Raw genomic sequence first — 24924 nt, forward strand, 5'->3', positions numbered from 1 at the left:
AAAAGTTAACAAAAAATAACCGATTTCTAAAATATTCGAAGTGGTTATTCCTAATGACAGACCTAAGCCACCTTTGTTACATAAATTTTTATTTAAGGTGGCTTTCTAATAGGTCTTTACGATGCCAATCATCAATCAGATCCTGCCGGGTTCAGGGAGCTGAATTGAAGCCCCCATAATTTACCTATTAGGGTCAGATAAAATGTAGTACGTTGTCACAAAAATACAAAGTAAGTGACTCAATTGGCTAGAGTTTTTCGTTGATTAACAAAGAAATCGCGTTAGAGCGTTTATTTTTTGACAGAATAATTTTTTGAGATGACAAATCACCGGGCTGACTTTTGGCCACTCCCGAAAAAGAAACTCGCGCCTGAACGGTCAATTCATTCATCGAGCTCATCACTCTGCCTGGCATCATCGCATCGCGATCCGTTAACACCATCTGAACAGGTAAATCAGCTACCGTAATACGCTTAACCGCCACGGGTGCAGGGCTTCCATCGTCTCCCTTTACACTTATAAACACTGGCAGATTAGGTGCTACAGTGCCTTTAAACTCAGGAGCCAGCGCAATATTCAATGTCAGTTTATCTCCCTCGATAACCTCTGGGTTAGCTTGTTGCTCCAACCTGACCTTTGCCTGAGCAATCTGGGCTTGAAGCATTTTTAGCCCTTCTCCACCTTCTACACCTGCAGCATTACGCTCATCAATTAATTGTTGCCAAATGTTAATGGCCTGCTGATATTGTTGCTGTTGAAAGCGAACATACCCCACCATTAATCGTGCGGCTTGATGCTCTGGTTGTATCGTTAAGATGGTTTTTAACTCATGTTCAGCACGTTTAATATCTTCATCGCCACCCAGCTTTAATAATATTTGGGCAAACTGCATACGTGGCGCAATGTCTGTCTTATTAATCGCTATAGCACGCTCAAATGCCTTATAAGCTTCTTCTTTTGCTTTGGCATCAATAAGCACCGAGCCTAAAAACATCCATCCTTTGGTATCACTGGGACGCTCATCTAATTGCGTTCGCAACATCAATAAAACGTCGCCATAAGTCATAGAATTAAACCATTCTGGATCATCTTTGTTGGCTGCGGCTTCTTCTTTAAGTTGCTGCCAATGTTGATATTGAGTCCAACTATCACCCGTAAAATAGATCGCCAAGGCCAAGATAGGGATAATACCCAGCGTTATCCAATAAAGGCTGCTGTGATCCGATGCGTTTTTAATTTCATGCTGCCGTTCTGCGTCTTCCAGTAAGGTGAGTTTCAACTCTTGTTTCAGTGCTTCAAATTCAGTTTCACTCAACTGTTGTAGCTCTCGATCATTTTCAAGTTCTTTCAGACGATCTTGATACACCGCTTTATTAAGAGACAAGCGATGAACATCCGCAGAGCTCTTGCGAACTTTTCTTAAGGGTAATGCTAATAAAACAATACTGACCAAAGATACTATCGCTAAATAAATCCACAACATTGAGGCTACTTCTCTTCTTCTGATAACAGTTTTTGTAATCGCTCTTCGTCTTCTACCGACAACTCAACGTTGGTCGCTTTGCGAGTACGGGCAAAAATAACAAGCAACACCAGAGCAATAAATAAGAATGGACCAAACCAAAGAATTAGATTGGCTCCACGCATGCTTGGTTTATAGCTAATGAAATCACCGTAGCGCTCTGTTAAAAACGCAACAATCGCTTCATCAGACTCTCCCGCCATGATTTTTTCGTAAATCAAATCACGCAGGTCTTCTGAAATTCCAGCGTTTGAGTCAGCAATGGATTGATTTTGGCATTTAGGACAACGGATCTCATTAATCAATTGTTGATAACGCGCCTGCTGATCCAGATTTACAAATTCTCGGACTTCCTGTTGCTCACTCCAAGCCCAGGCCGATACAACCAACATCAAAAACAACCATCCTATTCTCATGGTGTTTGCTCCTCATTGATAATGGGTAAGAACTGCTGCTGCCAGATATCTCGATCCATTGCGCCAATACGATGCGCACGAACAATGCCTTCTTTATCAATTAAAAAAGTTTCTGGCGCTGCGGTTATGCCCATTTCGATAGCAATTCGTCCCTTAGGATCAAAAAAAGTAAACTCATAGGGATCACCCAGTTGTTTTAAAAACTGAATGCCCTTTTCTCGTGTATCTTTGTAATTGATACCGACAATTTTTACCCCTTCTTGTTGCAACTCCATAAAGAAAGGATGTTCTGCATAACAGCTTGGACACCAAGAACCCCAAACATTAAGTAAACGATACTCACCTCTAAGTCGCGTCGATGAGACACTCTGTTCAGGATTCAATAACAAAGGAGCAGAGAAATTCGGTAACACGCGATCCTGACGTTGTGAAGGAATCACCGTTTTATCATCATCTAATGCGGTGAAAAAAACTAACCACAATAACGCTAATAAAATAAAAACCGGTATACCTGCGGTCACCACTTTTGATTGTTTTTTTTCGTGTTCTACAGTCATCGCTTTCTTATTTTTTTAAATTCAATTTATGCCGCAGCCAGCGCTTCTTTACGGCGAGCTTTTAAACGGTATCGCTTATCAGAAATGGCTAAGAACCCTCCCAAGGCCATAAAGATAGCGCCAAGCCAGATCCAGCGAACAAAAGATTTCACATAAATACGAACCGACCATGCTTGATTATCAAGGGGTTCACCTAATGAAATATACACATCCCGCATTAAAGCAGGATCAATGGCGGCTTCTGTCATAACCTGACGTGATGCCAGATACTGCCGTTTTTCAGGGAATAAGGCAAAATTCTCATGGCCATCGGTCACTTCGAAGATTCCACGAGTCGCTAAATAGTTAGGCCCTTCAAGATTACGAATACCACGGAAGGTAAACTCATATTGTCCCATACGGAAACTTTCGTCAGGCTTTAATCGAACCAGAGTTTCTTCGCTGAAAAAGGTCACCATCATGATGCCAATAGTCGACACAGCAATCCCCAGGTGAGCCAGTTGCATTCCCCAAAACGAAGGCTTTAATTTGCGCAATCCGGTCACAAGAGAACGACTGTTTTTTGCTTTGTCCATAATGTCGTAAAGCAAGCCAGAGATCACCCAGAAAGATAACAGCAAACCGATCCAGACCGCTTTGGTTTCATTAGGAATGTATAAAGCATAAAACCCAATAGCCAGAATGATCACAATCAGGAATATCCAACGCAGCTGCTTAATCAACTTGCCAGCGGAATATTTTTTCCAATGAAGCAAAGGACCAATCGCCATCAAAATAAGCAATGGAGCCATCACGATAGGGAACACCAAATTATAAAACGGCGGTCCAACCGATACACTTTGATCAGCAAAGGCTTCCATAAACAGTGGGAACAAGGTACCCAAGAAAACCACTAATAGCGCCAGACAAAGTAAAATATTATTGCTTAATAACATGAATTCGCGAGAGAGCGGCGCTTCGAAATTACCTGTAGACTTAACCACCCCACCACGGAAGATAAACAGCAATAATGAAGCCGATACCACAATGCCAAGAAAGATTAACAGGTAGAGACCACGAACAGGGTCCTGGGCAAAAGAGTGTACCGATGTAATGACACCAGAACGAACCAGGAAAGCACCTAACAAACTTAAACTAAAGGTCGCTAACGCCAAAAATACCGTCCAGGTTTTAAAGGTGCCACGCTTTTCGCTCACCGCTAAACTGTGGATCAAAGCCGTCCCCGCTAGCCAGGGCATAAAGGATGCGTTTTCGACCGGATCCCAGAACCACCAGCCACCCCAGCCTAATTCGTAATACGCCCACCAACTACCTAACGCAATACCAACGGTCAAAAATGCCCAGGCCGCTGTCGTCCAAGGTCGTGACCAACGCGCCCAGGTACTATCTAATTCGCCACTGAGTAACGCCGCGATAGCAAAAGCAAAGGCAACAGAAAATCCGACATAGCCCATGTATAACATAGGAGGATGCACAATCAGTCCAAAGTCTTGCAACAGTGGATTAAGCTCATTGCCATCAACTGGGAAGTAAGGCAAAACGCGCTCAAAAGGATTAGAAGTAAAAACGGCAAAGGCAATAAAACCAGAGGTTATGAATCCCATCACACTCAATACACGCGCAACGGCAACGTCAGGCAAACGGCGACTGAAAATAGCAACCGCAGCCGTCCACATTGTCAACATAAGGATCCACAACAACATAGAGCCTTCGTGCGCGCCCCAAACAGCTGAAACTTTTAATGGATCAGGTAAGCGAGAATTGGAATGCATATAAATATAACGGACGGTGAAATCGTCCGTTAAGAAACCATAAACCAACGCCAAAAACGACCCGAGTACCAATACAAACAATACCAGTGCAGCGGGTCGAGCAAAGCGAATTAAACTGCTCTGAGCATACATGCTGCCAATCATAGGCAGCACAAAAAGAAACAGCGCTACCATGAGCGCAAACACTAAACTAAAAAAACCCAGCTCTATGATCATATTTTGCTCTTAAGGTATCCTGCTTTTTATTTTTTTATAGGGTGACCAGCTTTTTCGAGTGCTTTTGCGACTTCTGGTGGCATATAATTTTCGTCATGCTTTGCCAAAACGGAAGTCGCTTTAAAACTGCCATCGTGCATCAGCATACCTGTAGCAACAATGCCCTGACCCTCTTTAAACAGATCTGGCAAAATATCGGAGAAGTGTACACGCAAAGTCGCAGCATTATCAGAAACGGTAAAGGCAACATTCAATGTACCTTCTTCTCTATTTACTGAACCCGGCAACACCAGACCGCCTACTTTAATAGTACGTTCAATAGGTGCTTCACCAGCGGCAATTTGTGCAGGAGAATAGAATAGATTTACATTCTGCCCTAACGCATAAATAACTAAAGATAAGGCGATAGCCACGCCAATGATAGTGGCGATAATGGCAATGAGACGTTGTTGACGATGTGCTTTCATACTAAACCCCCTGCTCTTTATCCAACAACTGCTTACGTTGGTAATACAACTTGAGCGACTGATTAACTTGTTTGCGTCTGACTACCGGACCAACAATCAACAATATAACCAAAGCCGTTACAATGCCATAGGATAACCAGACAAAAAACCAATGTTCTGGGTTATAAGGAATGCCCTGACTGGCCTCTTCTGTCGTCATCATTAAAAGACTGAATAGATTCATGAGCTCACCTCCTCTTTAACCCAGCGCGTATCCCTTTCTCGCCACAAAATGTGATTGCGAATGTTGGGCATCAGAACCGCAACAAAAAATACCTGAAATGCCGTAATCATGACTAACAAAGGCCATAACATGGCTTCGTCAATAGAAGGCTTCTCTAGCTTGGACAAGGATGCTGTTTGATGCAGGCTATGCCACCATTCTACCGAAAAATGAATGATGGGTAGATTCACTACCCCAACAATGGCCAAAATTGCCGCCGCTTTGTCGGCTTTCTGGGTGTCTTCAATCGCATAATGCAGCGCCATATAGCCGATATAGAGGAACAACAAAATCAGCTCGGAGGTCATGCGACCATCCCATTCCCAGTAGGTGCCCCAGGTAGGTTTGCCCCACAGAGCACCCGTAATCAATGCCATTAAGGTAAAAGCAGCGCCAATAGGTGCACAGCTAACCGACACAATATAAGCCATCTTCATGCGCCAGATGAGGCCAATGGCGCTCGCAATCGCCATCATTAAATAGGCAAACATCGACAAATACGCCGATGGCACATGAATATACATAATACGTTGAGTATCGCCCTGATAATAATCCGGTGGTGCAATAAACAACCCCCAATAGGAGCCTCCCACCAAACCAATCATTGCTAAACCAAACACCCACGGTTGCCAACGGTTAGACATCTCAAAAAACCATTTAGGCGAACCTAACTTATAAAACCAAGTCCACATAGATTTTATTCACTCACAGATACTTTTAAAGCCGCCCCTGCCGCCCAGGGTGCCAAGGATACGCTCATAACACTGGCCGCTATAAGCAGTAATAACAAAGGTAAATAGCTGTGGCCCATGCTGGCTGCGGAAACCAACATAGTGCCGAGAATCAATACAGGAATATACAAGGGTAATACCAACAACACCAATAGTATACCGCCACGTCGCAAGCCAACAGTAAGACTCATGCCAATAGCGCCAAGCAGGCACAACACTGGCGTTCCGGCGAGTAGTGACGCAATCAGGGCGCCCAAAGCGTCAGATGGAAGGTGCAACATGACGGATAAAAGCGGTGACATCACAATCAGGGGTAGCGCACAAAACAACCAGTTTGCTATGGATTTGGCTAATACGATGTTGGCTGCTGATGCTCCCGACATTAATAACTGCACCAGACTGCCATCGTCAAAGTCTTCGCGGTACAAAACATCGAGAGATAATAATAACGACAGGAGCACGCACACCCACAGCACACCTGGGGCCAGAGTACTTAACACTTTCGCTTCGGGAGAAATCCCCAATGGAAACATGGTGGTCACAACCAGAAAGAAAAACAGTGGATTCAGCAATTCTGCTTTTCGGCGTAATAGTAGCCGAATTTCTCGTTTAATAAGTAACCCCAGCATCACTGAGCTCCTATGACGAGTTTTTGCACATCACAGGCCAGCTCAACAGGCTGATGAGATGTAAAAATAATAGAGCCACCACGTTCACGATGTGCTTCAAAGTGTTGAGCCAGCCAACTTTGGCCTTTCACATCCAAAGCCACAAATGGCTCATCCAGAATCCATAAAGGGGCAGACTCCAGCAATAGTCGAGCAAGACTCACTCGACGCTTCTGCCCCTGAGATAAATTAGCCACCCATTGCTGCTCAAACCCAGCCAAACCCACTTGTGCAATGGCTTCAGAGATAGAGACAGAAAGCGACTGCGGACGCATAGCTTGATAAAAAGCGAGGTTTTCTTCTACCGTCATTGCCTTTTTAACACCAAGCTGATGGCCGAGGTAGATGGTATTCAGATAGAAATCCTGTCGAGTCTGTTCGATCGGCTGCTGCTGCCAATGCAGCTCACCTTCGTCAGCCTCGATAATACCGCATAGAACACGCAGTAGACTGGTTTTGCCGGTGCCATTGGCACCTTGAATATGCAGGACCTGACGATTGGTTAATTCGAACGCAGCTTGTTTAAATAACAAACGCTCACCACGAATTAAGGCCAGATTGTCACACTTAAGGGTAAATTCTGAATACATCCCCTTCCCGTTTTTCCGGTCACTGCCAAATGTGGCGCTATACTAATATAAAGCCATTGTTTTAGCTAATGATTTTGTTTTGAGTTGTTGCGAGAGATTGTCGCACATGGCGCCCAAAAAATAAGCACGACTACTGCAATTGCACGTTACTTTCACACTTGAGTTGGCTATTGTGAGGCCGATAACTTAAGTAGAACTCATGATAAACCAGAAGCGGCCTCAAAACTGTGACTGATAAAACGATTCCAAGCTTAACGCCGCAAAAACCCTCCGATTCGGCACCAGGGGGAATTCTTCAAGCGTTGCGTCGTTTCGAAGGCGAACGCCTAAACGGCTCAGTCACTCTCAACGCCCAGCCACCTGAGCTAAAACTGGCTTTGCCCAGATTAAACGCTTTGCTCAAAATCCCATTAACCAACGCCCAATTGTTCAATCAATTAAAAAGCTTAAGCCCAGCATTACAACTGGCTGTGATCCCAAAACTGCACAACAGTGCCGTCAGCCTTCAGTTGGTGACGGCTGGCACGCCTAATCAAGCGTTACCCAAAGAACAATTGCAGCTGCTAACACGTCTGATTGAACAATCCCATGCTCAAAAGTATTTTCAACGTGTTGCTCCCAGATCAGCTCCAAATAGCGAGGCATTAGTAGCAACCAAAACTTCGGCAACAAATCCCTCCTCCGGAACAAACACACCCGCGAACCTATCGACCAATGCTTTAACATCACAGACGAGCTCTCTAGCTCTTAAGCGACAAACACTTCAACAAATTGCCCGTCATGATCTTCCCAAACAACAATCCCCTACGCAGCTGTTGAGCCAACTGAAACAATTTCAACAAAACACCTCTCATGTCGCATCGAACAATTTACAACTACAATTAGTCCGTTTATTTGTTGATACTATGCTCAATCAAACCTTGTCTTCTAATAACTTAACTTCTCAAACGATTAAGGAAGCAGTGACGGCGAGTGGCCACTGGAACGAAAGTAAACTCGCGACTCTCAGCCAGTCCGCGACTCCAGTAAATACTCTCAAACAGGACTGGAAACAAAACCTGCTGCAAATAAAAACATTGCTAGAAACTTCGCCAGACACTTTTAGTAGAGCCGAAAAACTATTTTCTAAACCGCTTACCAACGCCATGAGTAACCTGCTCGCAAATCTGCCGACAAAAGCTTCGCCAGGAACATCCATGGAACCTCAGCAGATAAAAGAAATCCTGCTGCAACTAAATGACAAAATTGAAGCTTCTCTCTCGAGAGTACGGTGGGTACAAAGCCAAAATGTGGTTGCAGATAACACACCGACTACCCAATGGCTTACGGAGTTTCCCTTTCTTCACCATCAACAAGTCTCCTTAATTCAAATGATGATTGAAAGAGAACCACAAAACTCCGATAAAAAGTCCGCAAAAAAATGGAGTGTCACCATTCGCTTCGAGTTTGAAAACTTAGGGCCGATTAAAGCCATAGTACAGCTGGTTAACGATCGCTTCTCGGTACGCTTTATTGCCGAACAACCACAAACACAGCAACTGTTTATGGATCACATCAACCAACTAAAAGAAGAACTCAAGGAAGCAGGAGTTAAAGTAGATAGCCTTGACTCTCAGACAGGTAATGCATCACCACTATTAACGCCAAGCTCAGGCGAACATATTATTGAATTTAAGGTATAACCGTGGATAAAGACAAAACTTCAAAAGCATCCGCATTACAGTACGACGGAAAAAACACTCCCAAGATTGTCGCACAAGGTGAAGGCCTGTTAGCAGAAGATATTATTCGCATCGCAGAAGAACACGATGTTTATATTCATGAAGATCCGGTGCTTGTGGATGTTTTGTCACAGTTAGAACTGGGTGATGAAATACCCGAAGTACTTTATCTTGCGGTGGCCAAAGTGATTGCCTTTGCCTACATGCTACAAGAAAAAGCTCCGGAGAACTTCATTAATAAAAAAGAATAGAGCCAGCGCAATGCTGGCGTTATTGATATCTAAATATCAGCATCTACGACGCTGAATGGCCATTGCAAACAAAGCGAACATAAACAGCATAAACATATTAGCCTCGGGAATCGCTGCGACCTGATACATAATCGTATAATCAGCAGATAATGGTTGTTGAGGAACGTGATACCAGGTTTCTACATAGGCTCCCAGGCTGGTGAACTCAAAGTTACCCGAATTATAATCTCCTATCACATCAAAAAAAGTGAGTACATTCGACCAACCTTTAAAGTAATCCAGCGCTTTGTTAACAGAGCCGTCACAATTAAAATGAAAGAAGTCATTCATCGTAATATTATCGCCATTACAGGTGAGCCAGATATCTGCAATGTAGTACCCATCCTGAGCATGTAACCCCATTCCTACTCCCTGACTAATGTAGTTACCGTTACTATCGTAGTAGGTATTAGGGCTTCCCGTAACCATAAAAATATCGTCATCATTAGGATCTGGCATAATAGGCGTTGCCAATACCTGTCCCATCATCCCGCAAAAAACAAATAGAGTGGCTAATATTTTTCTCATTGTATTTCTCCTTGTAAACTTTCATCAATGTACCCTCCCTATAACATCATAAAATCTTGAGAAGAAAAACTGTCATTGTTGTTTTTTGTGGCATTGAGATAAAAGGAGTGAATCATGTAAATTATTTTGACATATTGGGCAGCAATTATTTTAAATCAACAAAAAGCCGCGTAAAAACACGGCTTTCTGATTCAGGCTTTTGTTGTTTTGTAGGTAATGATTGGTCGGAATGCAGCAACCAGTTTGATTAATCCAGCTTCCAACAAATCATCTATCACTCGATCAATTTTTTTGTAGGCTTGCGGAGCTTCTTCATAAAGTAACTCACGATCTTTGCAGATCACTTTGCTACCCAACTCTGTTGTGGTTAACTGATTCGCATGAAAACGTGGTCTCAATCGCCCTTTGCATTCACTGCGCTTCCACTTACGACCTGCGCCATGAGCTAAAGAAAATCCGGCTTTAGCCATTACCTCGGAGTTTTCAACTAGTGGCTTAACCAGATAACTTAAAGTGCCACGAGATCCGGGGATCATAACCATCCCCTTGTCCGTCGGTGTGGCTCCCTTTCGATGAATCCAATTATCCTTAGTTGACTCATGATATGGCATCATTAGCTTAGCTTCATCTTCTTCCATTGAAACAACATTGTTATGAGTAATGTCTAAAACTCTTTCACCTTCAACGGATAACTGAGTCATCATTCGATGAGCAATGGCTCGTCGATTACACTCAGCCCATTGAATAGCAAAGTTATGCTTACGCAAATACTCCAGACCTTCCGGTTCATTTGCAAGAAGCCCTTTTGCTCCATACTGGTCAACATGCTGACGTAATATCCATTGACCAAGACCGCGAGAACCGCTATGAACCAATAGCACAGCCGCAGACTTCTTTAGATTCAAAGACTCAAACAAAGTACTATCATACACTGTCTCAACTTTTTGAATTTCAGCAAAATGGTTACCGCCCCCAATGGTTCCCATGCGCTCGTTAGCAAACTGCCACCAATCGTCAGAATCCTCGCAAGACAAAGCTTCAACAAAAGCTTGCTCATTAAAGGGGGTATCGTCATTGAGTTGGCTTAACTTTTTTTCCCAACGAGATAGATTTATTTTGTGGGCTGGTTGCTCCAATTGCCAAAGCCCCATACCACAGCCAATATCACTGCCCACTAAATGAGGATAAACAATACCGTTGCTCACAAACGCAGCGCCAATTGGTTGGCCTTTACCAGGATGCAAGTCGGGCATACCGATGCCACAACACATGCCTGGTAACTCTAGTGTTTTTTTAAGTTGTTCAACAGCCGTGGTTTCTAACCAGTTTTTATCAGAGATAATGATACGAGCCGTTTTATTATTAGAATGTTCAATTGTTTTAATGACATTGCCCATTGTAAAATTTCCATTTGAATAGTTTTCAAAACAACTGCACTCAATCTCTACAGATCCTGTGTCAGTTGATAATCAATAGCAATAACAATGTCGAGCCCTAAGGATGTCGATCTTTTGTCTCAATAAAAAATGATGTTCCTTAGTTAGAACAAATAATTTAAATGAGTTGTGTATCTATACCCAAAGTATTCTAAGGTGCAGGTAGGCGGCCAGCAAGCGAATCCCCTGAGCTTAGCTTTACTAAGTGATTGGGGTGAGTGCGCGCAGCTCTGCAACTTGAACAATAGCGCTGCACCTTGAAAGGCGACGGATATATTCAATCAAAAGGAATTAATGGCCCAACATCTTATAAGTTAAATAAGTAGATTTCATAGTTCGCCTCCCGTGGCAAATAACAATAATTGGACGCATTATAATTCGTTAAATTTTATTAGCAAGCAGAAACCCAAGAAAAAAGCCCTGATGTTTTCCACCAAGGCTTTTTTACACTCACACTCGAAAACAATTATTTTAAAGCTGCAATCACCGCATCCCCCATTGCCTGCGTGTTCACACTTTCGTTACCCGCAGCGATATCGGCAGTGCGGTATCCCTGATCCAATACAACACCAACAGCCTTTTCTACTTGTTCGGCCAAATCGGCTCGCTGCAAACTAAACCGCAACATCATGGCCACCGATAATATGGTAGCCAGAGGGTTCGCAACTCCACCGCCAGCAATGTCTGGTGCCGATCCATGAATAGGCTCATACATACCTTTGCCATTAGCATCGAGACTCGCCGATGGCAACATACCAATAGAGCCTGTTAACATGGCTGCGGCATCCGATAAAATATCACCAAACATATTGCCAGTGACTATCACATCAAATTGCTTTGGCTCGCGAATCAACTGCATCGCAGCGTTATCGACATACATGTGACTTAACTCAACATCAGGATACTCTTTACCGACTTCGGTCACAACGTCTCGCCACAGCTCGGTGACTTCAAGCACATTGGCTTTATCGACAGAACATAAACGCTTGTTACGTTTTTGTGCGGCTTTAAATCCGGCATGAGCAATTCGACGAATTTCAGACTCGCTATAAACATAGGTGTTTACGCCGACTTTCTCGCCATTGACTTCACTGACACCGCGCGGTTGACCAAAATAAATTCCGCCCGTTAATTCTCGGATGATGAGAATATCCAAACCTGCAACTAACTCAGCTTTTAAGCTCGATGCCTCAGCCAACTGCGGATACAAAACAGCAGGCCGCAAATTGGCAAATAATTCTAATTGAGAGCGTAAACCCAATAAGGCTTTTTCTGGTCGAATAGAAATATCCAGAGCTTCCCATTTAGGGCCTCCAACAGCCCCCAGTAAAACAGCATCAGCACACTTTGCTTTTTGCAATGTCTCTTCAGGTAAAGGAATGCCCGTCGAGTCAATGGCAGCGCCGCCCACTAAGGCTTCTTCCAGGGTAACATCCAAACCATGATGCTGTTGCAAATGCTCTAACACTCGCTTGGCCTGAGCAACAATTTCTGGGCCGATACCATCACCAGGTAATACTAAAACAGATTGAGTCATGGGTGAAAAACTCCTTCACTATTTGGCGATTGTCGCAAACACCCAGGGCGCTTGCTCCCGGTGTTTGGCTTCAAATTGTTTAATCTTGTCGGCTTGTTGCAACGTCAAACCGATGTCGTCTAAGCCTTCTAATAAGCAATGCTTACGTCCGGGTTCGACATCAAAAGCAAGGGTTGTTTGTCCGTTTGCCAAAGGATGGCTGAATTTCAATTGCTGCTCAGATAAAAGCACCGTCACTTCAAAGCCTGTATTTTCGACGCAGGCTTTAAAAAGCTGATCGACGGTTTCTTCATCAAGAACGATGGGCAAAATACCATTTTTAAAACAGTTGTTAAAAAAGATATCGGCGTAACTTGGAGCGATGATGGTTTTGAATCCATAGTCAGCCAACGCCCAGGGTGCGTGTTCACGGCTACTACCACAGCCAAAATTTTGTCGGGCTAACAACACCTGCGCATTTTGATAGCGATCCTGATTAAGCACAAAGTCGCTATTCAGTGGCCGTTGGCTGCAATCCATCTCTGGTTCGCCCTGGTCCAGGTAACGCCACTCATCAAACAAATAAGGGCCAAACCCCGAACGACGAATCGATTTAAGAAATTGTTTGGGTATGATCGCATCGGTATCCACGTTGGCTCTATCAAGTGGAGCCGCCTTTGCGCAAAACTCTTTAAATGCTTCCATCAGGCTACCTCCTCTGCTGCCACTAACCATTCACGAACATCAACAAAATGCCCAGCTATAGCCGCTGCGGCAGCCATGGGAGGACTGACTAAATGGGTCCGTCCGCCTTGCCCTTGTCGACCTTCAAAATTACGATTCGATGTCGACGCGCAATGATCACCTGGAGCCAATCGATCGGCATTCATTGCCAGACACATTGAGCATCCAGGTTGACGCCATTCAAACCCGGCATCGGTAAAAATCTTATCTAATCCTTCTTTCTCTGCCTGTTCTTTTACCAGGCCCGAGCCAGGCACCACAATGGCCAGCTCTATGCTGGACGCCACCTGCTTTCCTTTCACCACATCGGCGGCCACACGTAAGTCTTCGATACGAGAGTTAGTGCAGGAACCAATAAATACTTTGTTCAACGGAATATCCGCAAGAGACTGTTTAGCCGTTAAGCCCATATACTCAAGTGCTCGGTCCATGCCCTGCTGCTTGACCGAATCGGATTCTTTTTGCGGATCGGGCACCGATTGTTTTACGGGTATGACCATCTCTGGCGATGTTCCCCAGGAGACTTGAGGTTCGATAGTCGTCGCATCAAGTAGTACGACTTTGTCGAAGCGTGCACCATCATCAGACACCAACTCTCGCCAAGCGCTAACAGCTTGGTCCCAAAGCTCACCTTTTGGCGCTAATGGACGTCCCTTAACATACTCTAAGGTTTTGTCATCAACACCGATAACGCCGACACGAGCTCCCGCTTCGATGGCCATATTGCAGACGGTCATGCGCCCTTCCATAGAAAGCGCTTCGATGGCTTCTCCGGCAAATTCAACGGCATAACCCGTTCCACCCGCTGTACCAATATCCGCGATAATCGCCAGCACCAGATCTTTAGCCGTCACACCCGGGTTCAAATGCCCATCCACTCGCACCAGCATGTTCTTCATCTTTTTTTGCCGTAGGCATTGGGTGGCCAGCACATGCTCAACTTCGGAGGTACCAATACCAAAGGACATAGCGCCAAAAGCACCATGAGTCGCCGTGTGAGAATCGCCACACACAATGGTCATGCCGGGCAAGGTAGCTCCCTGCTCTGGACCCATAACATGCACGATACCCTGGCGTTTATCGCCCAGCCCGAATTCGGTAATCCCAAAATCGCGACAATTTGCTTCGAGTGTCTCTACCTGTAATCGCGACACTGGGTCCGTAATACCCAGCTCCAGATCTTTTGTCGGTACATTATGATCAGGCACAGCCAGATTAGCAGACACCCTGTGGGGCTGACGTTGCGCCAGACGCAAACCTTCGAACGCCTGTGGCGAAGTCACCTCGTGCAACAGCTGTCGATCAATATAAATCAGGGCCGTACCATCGTCTTCTTCGCTGATCAAATGTTGCTGCCACAGTTTGTCGTAGAGTGTCTGTGGAGAATTCGTCTGTGGAGAATTCTGTAGAGAATGCGATTGGGTCTCGTTGCTCATTGTCGCCTCAATTAAGTTCTTATGATGATTCGAGCTTACTGCAACCTCAAAAATAACTCCAATTCATTATTTTTATATATTTCATTCCACTTAGGAATAGAATAAACTTATGACATATTCCTTTCTTACGACCTCGAGTGTTATGGACGCAAAAACTCTAAAGTCATTTATTGCCGTGGCCACCCACCACTCCTTTACAACCGCATCCGAACAATTGCACCTGACACAGCCGGCCATTAGCAAGCGCATCGCGGCATTAGAAAAAAGCCTTGAATGTCGTCTGTTTGATCGTGTCGGTCACAATATCCAGCTCACCGCCGAAGGGCAGTTGTTGCTGAAAGAAGCTCAGCAACTGGTGCAGCAAATGGAGTTTACTCGACAAAAAGTGCGGAATTTATCCGGTGCCATTGCAGGACCGTTGCAAGTGGCTACAGGGCACCACATTGGCCTGCATAGACTGCCCAAAATCATTAAAGCGTTATTAGCGCAACACTCAGGTATTGATTTGAATATTCAATTTATGGATTCAGAAGAAGCCTGGCAAGGTGTGCTAGAAGGCAACATCGAATTGGCGGTATTAACGCTGCCCGAAGACAATCAACCGTCTTTTAATCATCCTCAATTGCAACATTACCCTATTTGGAACGATCAATTGGGTCTGTTTTGTGCTCACGATTACGAGCTGGCATCTCATACCAATAAAGGACTTCAGGTATTGTCGGATTACCCAGTGATATTCCCTGATAAATTTACTTTCACCCGCACCAGTATCATTCGCTATTTTAATGAACACGACATCCCCTTACCGCAGATAAAAACAGGGAACTATCTAGAGACCATAAAAACATTGGTGGAATGTGGCCTTGGCTGGGGCGTTCTGCCAAAAACCTTAGAGAACAATCAATTAGTTCAGCTTTTTGAAGATGAATTTAAACTGCACCGAACATTGGGACTTATTCATCATAAAAAACGTCCCATGTCGAATGCCGCTAAAGCCTTCCTTGATTTATTGTTAACCGACGCTGACGCAACAGGTTAAATATCAATAGCACGTCCTGTAATGGTCAGACGTACCATTTTTCGGCGATCAGTACCCGAACGCCGCTCAGTTCCCATACGCATATCAGGAATCGTCATTGCCTGACCTCGCACCTGACGGCGGTCGATACCAGAACGTCGATCATCGTCATCAAAACGACGCTCATCGAATGCCATATCGGTCCATTGAACTTCTTCGGTCTCTTTAACATCACTCATGAAAATGGAGTCACTATCAGTAGGTTAACTGGTTCCTGTTCAAGCCCAACAGTATGATTGATAACGCAGGCTCTTTGATGCTTATTCAAGCTGGGGCGCAGTTTATCAATCTTCAACAACACTTCCAACAGACGTAAGTGCTATCTGACAAAATCTAATCAAAGGCTCTGTCACACCTAAGCACTCTATTTACAGTATAGTGTGCAAAAAACAAAATTTGAATGAGTTCTCAACTTTTCGCCTTTTATTACCGCTTGTCGGAGAAATTGCTCAGTTGAGATACCTATGCTTCCATTAGCGTCTACTATCAGCTCATGTCACTCTTATTAAGTTGTATTGTGGTATGAAAAACTTAGCAGATTCGCTTATGCAGCTCATGCTGGCGCATGAGTTTACCGATGGTTCCGTTGTCTTTTGTGAGCAACAGTATGAAGCTTGGCTTAAACAGAACAAGATTCAACCAGAACACTTGCGCTCTATCGAACAAAACCTGATTACCCACCTCATTCACGGTCTTAAAAGCAAGCACCTCACCGCCAATCAGGCCCATGAAATTCTGGTCCAATTTATCACTTTCTCAAATCATGATATATCTCAATCTATCTACGCTATGGCGCGTGTATGTGCCATTCTTAAGGAGAACCAGATTGCCGGTCAGTCCACAGCATTTTTTATTCGCTTTAAAGAAGAAAGTGATCGTATCAAAAGTCATTCTGCGACTCAGTACGGTTGCGAATCCATTCATTACAGCGAGCGCTATAAGACACCCTGCAAAACCAAAAAGCGAGCTTAGCCTGTCGTTATGGCCTTATTATCGCACACGAATGATGACCATCTAAAACTTGAAAATCAACGTCTGAAAAAAGTCCTTCAGGAGTTGATCGAAAAAGCACAAACCAATGAACAAGCACTGATTAAGTTTCAGCAACTGGAGCTGGCTTTGTTGCAGGCTGACTCACTGCCTTCTCTTTTTGAGTGTCTACTCGATAGTTTTAAAAGTCGCTTCAAAATTGATTGCGTCAGTTTGTTTTTGCTTGATTCGGATCATAATATTCAAGAGTTGATAAAAGAAATTTATCCCAGTTTTAAACTCGACGACATACACTTTTTTTCTAATAGTATCGAGCTAGAAGACTTGTTCAGCTACGGTTTTAAAACTCAACTCAGGCAAAAAAATATTTTTCTTTCGCGCCAATTGTTTCCAGATCAAAAATATGTAGAAAGCATTGCCATGTTGCCATTAATCCGACAAGGCTTATTGATTGGCAGTTACCATCTTGGTAGCTACGATAGCCAAAGATTCAGCCCAGAAATGTCGACAGATTTTTTGGATCACCTGGCTAGAATATGTTCTATCTGCTTAGAAAACATGGTCAATGTAGACAAGCTTAAACATTTGAGTTTGATCGATCCTTTAACTCGAACCAAAAATCGTCGCTGTTTGTATCAATGGTTAGAACGAGAAGTGGCTCGCTCAGAAAGAGAACAAACGCCATTATCTGTACTGTTTATCGATCTGGATCACTTTAAACAGATCAACGATTATCACGGTCATAATACGGGAGACAAAACACTTAAACGAGTAGCCCAGGTCATTCAGCCTATTTTACGAACAACGGATTTACTGGCGCGTTTTGGCGGTGAAGAATTTGCCATTCTATTACCTGGCGCCGATAGAAAAACAGCTCAAGACATTGCCGAAAGGATCCGTCGACAAGTAGAACAACAAACTTTAGTTAGCGATAAACAGAACTCATTTAAAATCACTTGTTCTATTGGCGCATCAACCTGGGATCCAACCCACGAAAACAGCAGCCAGGAACAAGTGGTTCAAAGCATTATTCAATGTGCAGATAAAGCGGTATATCGAGCAAAAGATAACGGCCGCAATCGTTGTTCGTGGCATCCTTTTGAAGTCTTACAGCTAGACTAAGACTAGTTAACCTTGCTCCATTAAAGCAAGGCTAACGAATTCAGTTGCTCAGCATATTCTCCCTGCCAACATTGTCCGCGATAGTCGCGACGAAAAACATATTGATTACGCAGTTGGCTAAACCCACTCGGTCCTTGTTTTTCATAGCTTTCAATCAGCAATTGATGATCGTCATAAATTCTGTAGCTGGATAACAACTGTTGCTCTAACGAAGCTGATGATAAAGACAATACTTCTGTTGGTGGTAACAATGCCGCCCATTGCTGCTCAGCAGGCAAATTAAAACTCTGCGCCAGTTGCTCATATAAGTGGTAACTGGCTTTCCATTTTCCTTCCAGACTGTAGCCAGCTATATGGGGTGTTGCCTGCAAGACATTGTGCAATAAATCAGCGGCAATCGCGGGTTCTTCAGGCCAAACATCGAGAACCGCTTGCCCTCCCTGTCGCATCCAATTTTGCAACGCGCTTTCTACGATTACTTTTCCGCGAGATGAATTGATCAATAAGGCATCCGTTTTCATTATGTCAAACCAGGACTGATCGATCATTGCCAAAGTAGGATAAGCACCATCGCGGGTTAATGGCACATGGACACTCACCACATCACTTTGCTCAAGTAAGCGTTTTAAAGCGTCATTGTTCTGATGAGTTTCGTAACGCACAGGATCGTAATATGAATAAGAAATTCCTAACGACGAACAAGCACTGGCTAAACGAGAACCAATTTGCCCCATACCAATAATCCCCAGGCGAAATTCCTGGATAGGACGCCGAACTTTAAGCGCATAATAAGCCATTGCGCTCATCACATACTGCACGACGGCGACGGCATTGCAACCCGGTGCCGATACAGCCGGTATGGATTCGCTCTGCAACCACGGTTCATCGAGATGGTCACGGCCTATGGTCGCCGTACCGACAAAACGAACAGGCGTATCCTTTAACAAAGATTCATTAACCGCGGTGACCGATCGTACAATCAAAGCGTCAACCTCTGCTAAATCGCCACGCTTCAAATCACCAGGCGTAAAAGGTATCACTTTACCTAACCTAGCAAACAATTCGTCTCTTCCTGGAATGGCAGTATCAATCGCTATGTTCAAAAATCACCTGTTTACATTCTACTTAAAGCAGCTATACCCAAAGTATTTCAAGGTGCAGGTAGGCGGCCAGCAAGTGAATCCCCTGAGCTTAGATACACTAAGTGATTGGGGTGAGCGCGCGCAGCGCTGCAACTTGAACATCAGCGCTGCAACTTGAAAGGCGACGGGTATATTTCAGCAATTTACTGGCATCGCTAAGCTACTTTTAGATACAATACGCCGATATTCTACCAGCAACACTTTGACTATGACTGAACAAATAGCGGATTACTACAAAAACATCATCACTTCTCTCGGCGAAGACGTTACTCGTGACGGTTTGCAAGACACCCCCAAACGCGCCGCCAAAGCCATGCAGTTTTTGACCCGTGGTTACCAACAGAACCTCGAAGAAGTGGTTAACGGGGCTATCTTTGAAAGTGACAATGATGAGATGGTTATCGTTAAAAATATCGAACTGTATTCGCTATGCGAACACCACCTGCTACCCTTTATCGGTAAATGCCACGTTGCTTATATCCCCACAGGCAAAGTCATTGGCTTATCAAAAATTGCTCGTATTGTTGATATGTTTGCACGCCGCCTACAGATTCAAGAGAATCTCACCAAGCAGATCGCTGATGCGGTTGCAGAAGTCACCAATGCTAAAGGTGTAGGTGTGATTGTAGAAGCCAAACACATGTGCATGATGATGCGTGGTGTAGAAAAGCAAAATTCGACCATGACGTCTTCTGTAATGAATGGTTTGTTCCGTTCTTCTTCTGCCACCCGTGCTGAGTTTTTGAATCTAGTAAGAGATTAATTCATGGCCAGTCCCATCCTGACATCAGCCAGTATCGATTGGCAGGATGGCATCCCCTATTCTCGCCTGTTCGACGATATTTACTTTTCACGAGAAGACGGTGCCGACGAAACCCGTTATACCTTTATCGATGGCAATCGGCTGGGGGAACGTTGGCAGACCTGTACTCATGAACATCCCTTCCATATTTGTGAAATTGGTTTTGGTACTGGTTTAAATTTTTTAGTCACCGCCAAATACTGGCAGTCGTTTCATAATGACAAGGGTTGGCTAAATTTTATCTCCATCGAAAAGTACCCGCTCATTCTCGATGACTTAATTAAAGCTCATCAATCTTGGCCACATCTTGCCCATATTGCAGAACGGATTCAACAACACTATCCACCACCACTAGAAGGCGTGTGGACGATTCATTTTCCAGAACTCAGGGTTAGTTTGACGCTGCTGTACCACGATGTGATGGATGCCCTCAAGCATCTGATGCAGTCAAAGCCGCTCATTGACGCCTGGTATCTGGATGGCTTTGACCCCAAGAAAAATCCTGAGATCTGGGCACATCAGGCCTTTGCACTCATACGCCAAAATTCCAGCACAGAGTCGAGTTTTGCCACTTTCACGGCAGCAGGCTTTGTTCGCCGAGGACTCGAAGAACAGGGATTTCGGATTATTAAGCGCAAAGGCTTTGGATACAAACGAGAGATGGCGACGGGCTTCCTTGAGTCTGAGTCTCAGCCATCGCCACCCATTCCTCAAAAGCGCCAAACACCTTGGTTTACAGTGGCCAATGCCCCAACTCGCGCGGTAAAAAAAGTCGCCATCATTGGTGCCGGTATTGCGGGTACCACCACGGCCCAAACCCTCGCTCAGCAAGGACTCGAAGTTCACCTATTTGAGCAGGCAGCGGCGGCTGGCGCTGGAGCCTCAGGCAATAGCGCGGGCATTTATTACCCTTTCCTTTCTAGCGATGTGAACCCGACCACCCAGTTTTTCTGGCATGCTTATCATTATCTGCTGCAAAGTCTTGATGCCAATGACTTAGATAAACTCTCTCATCCTGTCGGTGTGCTCAAACTGGCGAAAGATCAGAATGACGCCACCAAGCTGATCAAAGCGTATCAAGACAATGAAGAATTCCAATCCTGGGTTCGATTGTTGTCACCATCGGACAGTGCGCAGCAAAGTGTGCACGATGGAGAGCGCTGGGCGTTAGAGTTTCCTCGCTCGGGGTATTTGCAACCTGCGGCTTTGTGCGAGCGTTTATCCCAACATCCCAATATTCAGTGTCATTTCCATACAGCCATCAATCAGCTACAGCTGGGTGACGCCCAGCAGTGGACATTAATATCAGAGGACAATCAGTGGGACGCTTTTGACCATCTGGTTATTTGCAACAGTCATAGCGCCAAGTCGCTGCTACCGGAAAATTTTCTACCAGCAATTACCGTGCGCGGTCAGACATTAGAATTAAACGAAGGTATTCAGCCGGATGCGGTGATTTGCGACGATATCTATCTGATCCCTAAATCACAGCAGCTGTATGTGGGTGCTACCTTTGATCGGGAAGATACTAACCCAGAGCTAACTCAAGCCAGCCAACAAGAGTTGTTCGATAAGCTAGGCCAGCTAACAGGTCAGCCCATATCAGCACCGGATACTTTGTCTGGTCGTGTGGGTTTTCGTTATTGTGCCAGTGACCGACTCCCCATGGTGGGCCCACTGCCTATGTTGGACGAGTTTATTCAAACCTATGACACCCTATGGCAAGGTAAACGAGCCAAAAGCTTTCCGGCCGGGAATTATTGGCCAGGGCTATCGCTCAATATTGCTCATGGCGCACGCGGTATGACCAGCGCCTTTATTTGTGCAGAGATGTTAAAGAGCCAGATCGTTGGCAACATGGCTCCCCTGCCTGAAGCTCTGTATCAATACCTCCACCCTGCTCGATTTCTTATTCGTGAGCTTAAGAAGCCACCCGAAAACCGCTTACCTTTTTTCCAACAGCGAACCGAATCCAGTGAATAAATTTCAGGCATAAAAAAAGGTAGCCTCCTGGCTACCTTTTCGAAAGAGATAAACTCTTTTTTGTCCGTTTTTAGTCCCTTGCCTATCCGTCAGGCTCCCCTTCTGTTCCTATCCTTTCAATCCTGTCGTGCTTTTCATCAAGTGCTGTTTTTGTCCATACCCTGTTTGTCCCAGCTAAGTTGAATGCCTTTCAACTTTCCATGTGAACTTGTGTGCTATCCAATGCTTCCGTTTCCTGTCCACGAGGTAAATATTAAATTACTGACCGACGAAAACAACCACCTTTTAGGGAAGATTGTGGGACAATTCTGCTCCCACCTTGGTAAGGACCACAAAAAGCTATTTATTTTCAATCACTTAACAAAAGCCATTAGCATAAGTAAGCTTTGACGCGACGCAAATAACCGCAATCTCCTACACGCTTGTAAGATATTTCTCACACGCTTGATGGCCAATATCACCCTTTTGGGAAGTGGCAAATTTAAGCCGAGGAGAAAAATCTAGAAAAATCAGTTAATTTGGCTCTGATTCTGTCACCAAAATGATTGGCGAAATCGCTATTTTGTCTTATCTTTGTTTGCCATCAAGTCGTCAATCTTCATTGATTTAAGGATGGAGTATTCCAATGACCCCAGAACAACACTATCGCTGTCTAGAAAGCATGTATCAGGCTGCTCCCATCAACAAACTGTATCCACCCAAAATCACGGTCGCAGAAGGTGAAGCCGAAATTCAGATAGCACTGACTCCCGATTACTTTCACGCCGCAGGTGCTGTACACGGCTCTGTGTACTTTAAGCTACTGGATGATGCTGCTTTCTTCGCAGCCAATTCTCTGGAACCAGAAGTGTTTGTATTAACCACCTCCTTCACGACCTATATTACCCGTCCAGTTAGTGAAGGCAACATGCGCGCCGTGGGTAAAGTAGTAAATAAAAATCGCAGCCAATGGGTCGCGGAATCGGTGGTTTATAATGATGATGGTAAAGAGATTGCGCGAGGTAGCGGGATCTTTGTGCGTAGTAAGATGTTGTTGGTTGATGCTTTGGGATATGCAGATAAGACTTAACTATCAACGAAAACACAAAAAGAAAAGGCAGCTTACGCTGCCTTTTTCAGTTGAGTCATCAGTCTCAATGTCCTGTATAGTCCCTTGCCCAATCCATCAGGCTCCCTTATTGACTCCCTGCACTTCCCTGAAGTGTGTTTTTTCATCAAGTGCTGTGTTTCGTCCGTGCCCTTTGTCCCTGTAACTGGCTCCAGCCAGTTGTTCCGTGTAAACACCCAAGACATCCATGTAGTCCGTTTTCCTGTTTACGGGGTCTATAGTACGCGGATAATTATTCGAAACAATGGGGGGTATCGGCAGAAAAATGGACTGAGGGACTTGCTCAATATTTACCCACTCTACTTTTTCATTTTATATCAATAACTTACAGAGCTTTATAGATTGAGATAAGTCTCGACTGATAACAAGTCACCAAGTTATCGCACAACCTTGTGAGATATGGCGTACAAGCATCTTCAACAATGACCTAACACTTACCCACATCAACTCAAACACGCCCACCAGGCCAACACATTTTTTGCACAAAAATCATTCAGTTACGAGATATTTTATCGACGTGTTTTAGCCCTTTCGATACACTTTGCAGACACCCACTTTCCATCAGTAAGCATTCTCAATGAACAAAAATAACGTCGATATTGATTCAAGCCTTTCCATCGGTATTGTTGGTTGCAGTTCAGAAGGCGCAGCCCTCTGTTATCAAACCCTTTGCCAAGAGGCCCAAAATCAGTTGGGAAACTATCAACATCCTCAGATCGCCATGCATACCCACTCGCTGAGTCACTATGTCGATTGTCTGAAAAAAGGCAATCTACAAGGTGTTGCCGATCTGATGCTGTCTTCGGCTAACCACTTGAAGAATGCTGGCGCACAGTTGCTTATTTGTCCTGATAACACTATTCATCAGGCTTTTGAATGGGTTGAGCAGGCTTCTCCTTTACCCTGGCTGCATATCGCCAGAGTCGTGGCAGCAGAAGCCAAACGATCAGGCTACCAGCGCTTAGGCCTGACGGGGACTCACTGGTTAGTAAACAGCAGTGTTTATCCAGGCATACTGGAGAAGGAATCTCTGGCTTGTGTAAAGCCCAATGCAGAGCAAGTTGATGAGGTAGGACGTATTATTATGGAGGAATTAGTCCACGGCGTGTTTAAAGAAGACAGTATTCGTTATTTTCAAACAGTGATTAATAATCTCAAACAGCAAGGATGCGATGCCGTGATTTTAGGCTGCACCGAAATTCCATTAATCATTAACGACGGTAACTCTGCATTACCTACTTTAGATTCAACACGCTTGCTGGCCAAAGCCGCCTTGAAGAAATCATTAGAAGGTGTGAAATAATAGAAAAACGTAAATCGCGGGCAATAAAAAAGGCAGCCTTCGTGGCTACCTTCTTTGAATGAGAACAAGGTCTCGTCTATCCCAGTTTAGTCCGTTGCCTTCTCCATCAGGCTCCCCTTCTTCCCAGTCCTTCAAATCCTGTCGTACTTTCATCAAGTGCTGTTTTCATCCATGCCCTGTTTCCCGCATGAGCTAAACCATTTAGCAACTCCGTGTGAACGCCTTACTTTCCGTGATTCCCTGTCCTGTCCACGGGTTCTATATTACGTTAATCAGGGTGATAGACAATAAGCTTTCTATGACAATTAGATGACAAACGTCTTAACTCAAAAACCATTAGTTTTTTATAATCAATAAGTTAGAAGAAATTACTATCAAAAAACCGTAACTCACTTACAGCAAGACGAGACATGGCTTACAGGCTTGTAAGAGATCTCGCACAAAGGTTACAGGCGATCTCCTACATTTTCTTATAAGCTCCCGGACTAACCCCATATGTTTTGGCTCAAAAACGATATATCAAA

25 protein-coding genes are annotated in these 24924 nt (G+C 44.5%); 9 read left to right on the plus strand and 16 right to left on the minus strand.

The window, feature by feature from the left end; all coding sequences use genetic code 11:
• Positions 1 to 247: 247 nt before the first annotated feature.
• Genes ccmI through ccmA form a run of 9 tightly spaced genes read right to left on the minus strand, consistent with a single transcriptional unit; the run spans position 248 to position 7201 of the window.
• Positions 248 to 1483: a c-type cytochrome biogenesis protein CcmI gene (gene ccmI / locus NH399_RS04805; protein WP_253037331.1), complete on the minus strand. Its 1236-nt coding sequence runs from the start codon at positions 1481 to 1483 to the stop codon at positions 248 to 250.
• 5 nt (positions 1484 to 1488) lie between these two features.
• Positions 1489 to 1938: a cytochrome c-type biogenesis protein gene (locus tag NH399_RS04810; protein ID WP_253037332.1), complete on the minus strand. Its 450-nt coding sequence runs from the start codon at positions 1936 to 1938 to the stop codon at positions 1489 to 1491.
• Positions 1935 to 2495, minus strand: a complete 561-nt coding sequence (locus NH399_RS04815) for a DsbE family thiol:disulfide interchange protein (RefSeq protein WP_253037333.1) — start codon at positions 2493 to 2495, stop codon at positions 1935 to 1937. The genes NH399_RS04810 and NH399_RS04815 overlap by 4 nt, the downstream gene beginning before the upstream one ends.
• Before the next feature lie 26 nt (positions 2496 to 2521).
• A complete protein-coding gene (locus NH399_RS04820; protein ID WP_253037334.1) occupies positions 2522 to 4483 on the minus strand; it encodes a heme lyase CcmF/NrfE family subunit in 1962 nt (653 codons plus the stop codon).
• Positions 4484 to 4509: 26 nt separating this feature from the next.
• Entirely contained in the window at positions 4510 to 4950 is a 441-nt protein-coding gene (gene ccmE, locus NH399_RS04825) for a cytochrome c maturation protein CcmE (protein WP_253037335.1), read from the minus strand.
• A 1-nt stretch (position 4951) separates the two neighbouring features.
• A complete protein-coding gene (gene ccmD / locus NH399_RS04830; protein ID WP_253037336.1) occupies positions 4952 to 5173 on the minus strand; it encodes a heme exporter protein CcmD in 222 nt (73 codons plus the stop codon).
• Positions 5170 to 5904: a heme ABC transporter permease gene (locus NH399_RS04835; protein WP_256489287.1), complete on the minus strand. Its 735-nt coding sequence runs from the start codon at positions 5902 to 5904 to the stop codon at positions 5170 to 5172. Before NH399_RS04835 ends, ccmD begins: the two co-directional genes overlap by 4 nt.
• A 5-nt stretch (positions 5905 to 5909) precedes the next feature.
• Positions 5910 to 6572: a heme exporter protein CcmB gene (ccmB, locus tag NH399_RS04840; protein ID WP_253037338.1), complete on the minus strand. Its 663-nt coding sequence runs from the start codon at positions 6570 to 6572 to the stop codon at positions 5910 to 5912.
• Positions 6572 to 7201 (minus strand): cytochrome c biogenesis heme-transporting ATPase CcmA, encoded by a 630-nt coding sequence (gene ccmA, locus NH399_RS04845; RefSeq protein WP_253037339.1) that lies wholly within the window; start codon positions 7199 to 7201, stop codon positions 6572 to 6574. Before ccmA ends, ccmB begins: the two co-directional genes overlap by 1 nt.
• Positions 7202 to 7428: 227 nt before the next feature.
• Here ccmA and NH399_RS25825 point away from each other — a divergent pair, with 227 nt between their 5' ends.
• Positions 7429 to 8883 (plus strand): flagellar hook-length control protein FliK, encoded by a 1455-nt coding sequence (locus NH399_RS25825; RefSeq protein WP_253037340.1) that lies wholly within the window; start codon positions 7429 to 7431, stop codon positions 8881 to 8883.
• Positions 8884 to 8885: 2 nt separating this feature from the next.
• Positions 8886 to 9173 (plus strand): EscU/YscU/HrcU family type III secretion system export apparatus switch protein, encoded by a 288-nt coding sequence (locus tag NH399_RS04855; protein ID WP_253037341.1) that lies wholly within the window; start codon positions 8886 to 8888, stop codon positions 9171 to 9173.
• A 36-nt stretch (positions 9174 to 9209) separates the two neighbouring features.
• On the opposite strand, the gene NH399_RS04860 is transcribed toward NH399_RS04855, so the two are convergent.
• The 5 genes from NH399_RS04860 to leuC all read right to left on the minus strand — a co-directional run bounded on the left by NH399_RS04860 (position 9210) and on the right by leuC (position 14872).
• Positions 9210 to 9740, minus strand: a complete 531-nt coding sequence (locus NH399_RS04860) for a hypothetical protein (RefSeq protein ID WP_253037342.1) — start codon at positions 9738 to 9740, stop codon at positions 9210 to 9212.
• Positions 9741 to 9931: 191 nt separating this feature from the next.
• Positions 9932 to 11137, minus strand: coding sequence for an RNA ligase RtcB family protein (locus tag NH399_RS04865; RefSeq protein ID WP_253037343.1), 1206 nt, complete (start codon positions 11135 to 11137; stop codon positions 9932 to 9934).
• A gap of 505 nt (positions 11138 to 11642) precedes the next feature.
• Entirely contained in the window at positions 11643 to 12713 is a 1071-nt protein-coding gene (leuB, locus tag NH399_RS04870) for a 3-isopropylmalate dehydrogenase (RefSeq protein ID WP_253037344.1), read from the minus strand.
• 18 nt (positions 12714 to 12731) lie between these two features.
• Entirely contained in the window at positions 12732 to 13397 is a 666-nt protein-coding gene (leuD, locus tag NH399_RS04875; RefSeq protein WP_253037345.1) for a 3-isopropylmalate dehydratase small subunit, read from the minus strand.
• Complete coding sequence (gene leuC / locus NH399_RS04880) at positions 13397 to 14872, minus strand: 3-isopropylmalate dehydratase large subunit (protein ID WP_253037346.1); 1476 nt, start codon at positions 14870 to 14872, stop codon at positions 13397 to 13399. The genes leuD and leuC overlap by 1 nt, the downstream gene beginning before the upstream one ends.
• Before the next feature lie 109 nt (positions 14873 to 14981).
• On the opposite strand from leuC, the gene NH399_RS04885 reads away from it, so the two are divergent.
• Positions 14982 to 15911 (plus strand): LysR family transcriptional regulator, encoded by a 930-nt coding sequence (locus tag NH399_RS04885; protein WP_253037347.1) that lies wholly within the window; start codon positions 14982 to 14984, stop codon positions 15909 to 15911.
• Here the strand turns inward: NH399_RS04885 and NH399_RS04890 are convergent.
• The gene (locus NH399_RS04890; RefSeq protein ID WP_253037348.1) at positions 15908 to 16129 is read right to left on the minus strand and encodes a hypothetical protein; all 222 of its coding nucleotides are present in this window, start codon (positions 16127 to 16129) and stop codon (positions 15908 to 15910) included. The two genes, NH399_RS04885 and NH399_RS04890, sit on opposite strands and share 4 nt — an antisense overlap.
• A 343-nt stretch (positions 16130 to 16472) precedes the next feature.
• On the opposite strand from NH399_RS04890, the gene NH399_RS04895 reads away from it, so the two are divergent.
• Entirely contained in the window at positions 16473 to 16922 is a 450-nt protein-coding gene (locus NH399_RS04895) for a hypothetical protein (RefSeq protein WP_253037349.1), read from the plus strand.
• A gap of 9 nt (positions 16923 to 16931) precedes the next feature.
• On the plus strand, positions 16932 to 18062 hold the full coding sequence (locus NH399_RS04900; RefSeq protein WP_253037350.1) for a sensor domain-containing diguanylate cyclase: 1131 nt from the start codon (positions 16932 to 16934) through the stop codon (positions 18060 to 18062).
• Between the two features lie 20 nt (positions 18063 to 18082).
• Here NH399_RS04900 and NH399_RS04905 read toward each other — a convergent pair whose 3' ends face one another.
• Complete coding sequence (locus NH399_RS04905) at positions 18083 to 19165, minus strand: 4-phosphoerythronate dehydrogenase (RefSeq protein ID WP_253037351.1); 1083 nt, start codon at positions 19163 to 19165, stop codon at positions 18083 to 18085.
• A gap of 247 nt (positions 19166 to 19412) precedes the next feature.
• Between NH399_RS04905 and folE the strand changes: the two genes are divergently transcribed.
• From folE to NH399_RS04925, 4 genes are all read left to right on the plus strand, one after another.
• Complete coding sequence (gene folE / locus NH399_RS04910) at positions 19413 to 19967, plus strand: GTP cyclohydrolase I FolE (protein WP_253037352.1); 555 nt, start codon at positions 19413 to 19415, stop codon at positions 19965 to 19967.
• Between the two features lie 3 nt (positions 19968 to 19970).
• Positions 19971 to 21989, plus strand: a complete 2019-nt coding sequence (mnmC, locus tag NH399_RS04915) for a bifunctional tRNA (5-methylaminomethyl-2-thiouridine)(34)-methyltransferase MnmD/FAD-dependent 5-carboxymethylaminomethyl-2-thiouridine(34) oxidoreductase MnmC (protein WP_253037353.1) — start codon at positions 19971 to 19973, stop codon at positions 21987 to 21989.
• A 625-nt stretch (positions 21990 to 22614) separates the two neighbouring features.
• Entirely contained in the window at positions 22615 to 23058 is a 444-nt protein-coding gene (locus tag NH399_RS04920; protein ID WP_253037354.1) for a PaaI family thioesterase, read from the plus strand.
• Positions 23059 to 23674: 616 nt separating this feature from the next.
• Complete coding sequence (locus NH399_RS04925) at positions 23675 to 24400, plus strand: aspartate/glutamate racemase family protein (RefSeq protein ID WP_253037362.1); 726 nt, start codon at positions 23675 to 23677, stop codon at positions 24398 to 24400.
• Positions 24401 to 24924: the final 524 nt, after the last annotated feature.

The organism is Pleionea sp. CnH1-48, from assembly GCF_024124665.1.
GTDB lineage: Bacteria > Pseudomonadota > Gammaproteobacteria > Enterobacterales > Kangiellaceae > JAMXSB01.